This is a genomic window from uncultured Mycobacterium sp., assembly GCF_964249325.1.
GTDB lineage: Bacteria > Actinomycetota > Actinomycetes > Mycobacteriales > Mycobacteriaceae > Mycobacterium.
Genome location: NZ_CAXUCH010000381.1, coordinates 1 through 2,623, shown reverse-complemented (window position 1 = coordinate 2,623; position 2,623 = coordinate 1). Strand labels below are relative to the sequence as shown.

The window sequence follows — 2,623 nt, the reverse complement described above, 5'->3', positions numbered from 1 at the left end:
GCCGTAGGCCCAGTCGAGGTCGGTGGCGACTATCCGCACACCGCGGGTGCGGCGGGCACCGCGTAGGGCCGGCGATTTCAGCGCGAAGTTCAGCACGGTGCGCAGCCGCTGCGGCGGAATAGTGCGCGGAATCCCGAGCGGTCGCCGGATGTCTTGCTGGTGGATCATGCCGTCGGTGAGCGCGATCATGCCGCCGAAACCTGACGGGAGACCGCGGGGCGGAATACAGGCGCGCATCAGCTCGACAAGCTGCTCGGGCGAGCGTGTGGCGTACTCGGCGACACCAATCGCATTGATGCGGCTCGGCCACAACCCGCCTTTGAGGAAGCGCGACACCAGCTGCCGGCGGCTCAGCTCGTCATAGCTAAGGACATGCGCCACAACGTCTTTGACGCGCCAACGCGCACATAGGCTCGGATGCTCCCACTGCTGCGGCGATAGCCGGGCAAGCAGATCGGCGAAGTCTGCCCGCTCCTCACAGGCCATCTGCATGGTGGCCGAATCCGCCGTCATGATTTGCGGTGTGCAGTGGTGGCCGCGAGCTCGGCGAAGCGAGCCAGCGTACCGGCCCAGCCGCTGGGGTCGTCGAAGATCGCGCGCATCTGTTCAGTGCTGTCACCGTAGCGTTGCAGGTTGCAGTGGCGTAGATCCAGGCGGGTACGGCCGGCGCCGTCGTCGGTGAACGTCACCGCGACTTCGGTCTCGAAGTTGGGATCGAACTGCCAGTCTGCGCCGATTTGCCAGAGCAGCACTACTTTTCGCGGCGGATCCCAGGTTGCGACCCGCCCCCAAGGGCATTCGCTGCCATCCACACCGCGCTCGAACCAACGCCCGCCGCTGCGAGGTTCGACCACCACCTCGGCGATTTCCGCGCTGCCGATCGAATGCTCTTTTGGCCAGAACTCAGTCATTCGCGCCGTGAACAACTCGAACGTCTGCGCTTGGGGCAGCGGCACACTCACCGATCGGACGACCTCGACGGCGGCAGCGGATTCAGTACCCATCAGTGCTCCTCACTTCTTGCGGGTGCGACCCTTGTCGGACTTCCTGCCGGAGGATCGCTTGCGGTTGTCGGCCTCCGCCTCGGAGGCGGCCAGAATGGCGAAGTTGTCCAACGCGGTTTCCCAGAACCGGTCGAGGTAGTCGCGCACCACCTGCAGCCCTGACTGATTAATGCGGTACAGCCTTCGGGTGCCGGCGACCGATTCGACGACCAGATCGGCGTTCTTGAGCACCCGCAGGTGCTGGGAAACCGCAGGCCGAGAGACTGGCAGCTGGTCGGCCAGCACTCCTACGGCGACCGGACCGGCGGTCAGCTTCTCGAGGATGGCGCGCCGGGTCGGGTCCCCGAGAGCGTCCAGCACGGCGTCGACCGAAGGAGCCACGTCGGTAAGTATGGGCGAACGGTTAGCCGACGTCAACCGTTCGTCATCACTTACCGGGTTTGTCGCGATGTTTATGAGTCTGATGCCGGGGTAGAGGCAACACCATGGCTCTCAGCTCAATTCGACGACGGACCAAGAATCGACAGGTTGTCGTGGTCACCGGGGCGAGCGCCGGCATCGGCCGCGCGACTGCGCGCCTGCTCGGCCAGCGCGGCGCATGTGTGGGGCTGCTGGCGCGCGGCGAGGCGGGCCTGCAGGCGGCGGCCACCGAAATCAAGGAAGCCGGCGGTGAGGCGCTGGCGATCCCGACCGACGTAGCCGACTACGAGGCTGTCGACCAGGCCGCCAGCCGTGTCGAGGAGCGGTTCGGCCCGATCGACGCCTGGGTCAACGTCGCGTTCACGTCGGTGTTCGCTCCCTTCGCACAGATTGAGCCGGACGAATTCCGCAGAGTCACCGAGGTGACCTACCTCGGCTTCGTCTATGGCACCATGGCCGCGCTGAAGCGGATGCTTCCGCGAGATTCGGGCGTGATCGTGCAGGTGGGGTCGGCGCTGGGGATGCGTGCGATTCCGCTGCAGTCGGCGTACTGCGGCGCTAAGCATGCGGTCAACGGGTTCACCGAATCGCTGCGCACCGAGCTGTTGCATGAGGGCAGCCACGTTTGTGTGACCGTGGTGCAGATGCCGGCGGTGAACACCCCGCAGTTCTCCTGGGTGCTGTCGCGGTTGGGCAAGCATCCGCAGCCGGTGCCGCCGATCTACCAACCGGAAGTCGCGGCCCGCGGCGTGATCCATGCCTTAGACCATCCCGCCGAAAGCAATATTGGGTCGGAGCGAGCACCGTCGCGACGATCTCGGGGCAGCGGCTCGCCCCTGCGCTGCTCGACCGCTACCTCGCCCGCAACGGCTACAGCTCGCAGCAGACTGATCAGCCGATCAGTTCTGGCCGGCCCGCCAATCTCTGGGAGCCGCTTGACGGCCCGGGGGGCCGCGACTTCGGGGCGCACGGCGTCTTCGATGAGCAAGCACACGGGCACAGCCCGCAGTTCTGGACAGTCCGGCATCGATGGTCACTGGTGGGCGCGGCGCTGGGGGCAAGTGCGCTCGCGATCTCCGATTGGGGGCGCCGCCGCTTGCAGCAGTGATCGGCTGACCGTTCGTCGGAATACTCGAACCTTTTGTCCACAGTTGGGTTTTCATCCACGGTCGAGGTTCTTGCGTGGCAGTAATGTCGGT

General features: G+C 65.8%; 3 protein-coding genes and 1 pseudogene. 1 reads left to right on the top strand and 3 read right to left on the bottom strand.

The annotated features are described in order from the left end of the window. From ACFE99_RS24775 to ACFE99_RS24765, 3 genes are all read right to left on the bottom strand, one after another. Positions 1-513: maleylpyruvate isomerase family mycothiol-dependent enzyme (locus ACFE99_RS24775; protein ID WP_375489481.1), on the bottom strand; the 513-nt coding region annotated here is incomplete at its 3' end. Further along, positions 510-1,004 (bottom strand): SRPBCC family protein, encoded by a 495-nt coding sequence (locus ACFE99_RS24770; protein ID WP_375489479.1) that lies wholly within the window; start codon positions 1,002-1,004, stop codon positions 510-512. The genes ACFE99_RS24770 and ACFE99_RS24775, both read right to left, overlap by 4 nt. Before the next feature lie 9 nt (positions 1,005-1,013). Beyond that, positions 1,014-1,385: an ArsR/SmtB family transcription factor gene (locus tag ACFE99_RS24765; RefSeq protein ID WP_375489477.1), complete on the bottom strand. Its 372-nt coding sequence runs from the start codon at positions 1,383-1,385 to the stop codon at positions 1,014-1,016. A 104-nt stretch (positions 1,386-1,489) separates the two neighbouring features. Between ACFE99_RS24765 and ACFE99_RS24760 the strand changes: the two are divergent. Further along, positions 1,490-2,532, top strand: a pseudogene (locus ACFE99_RS24760) (SDR family oxidoreductase). Positions 2,533-2,623 lie beyond the last annotated feature (91 nt).

What these genes read in the sequence shown, in the direction of transcription:
- ACFE99_RS24770 (WP_375489479.1), bottom strand. Translation starts at nt 1,004, where the DNA reads ATGGGTACTGAATCCGCTGCCGCCGTCGAGGTCGTCCGATCGGTGAGT.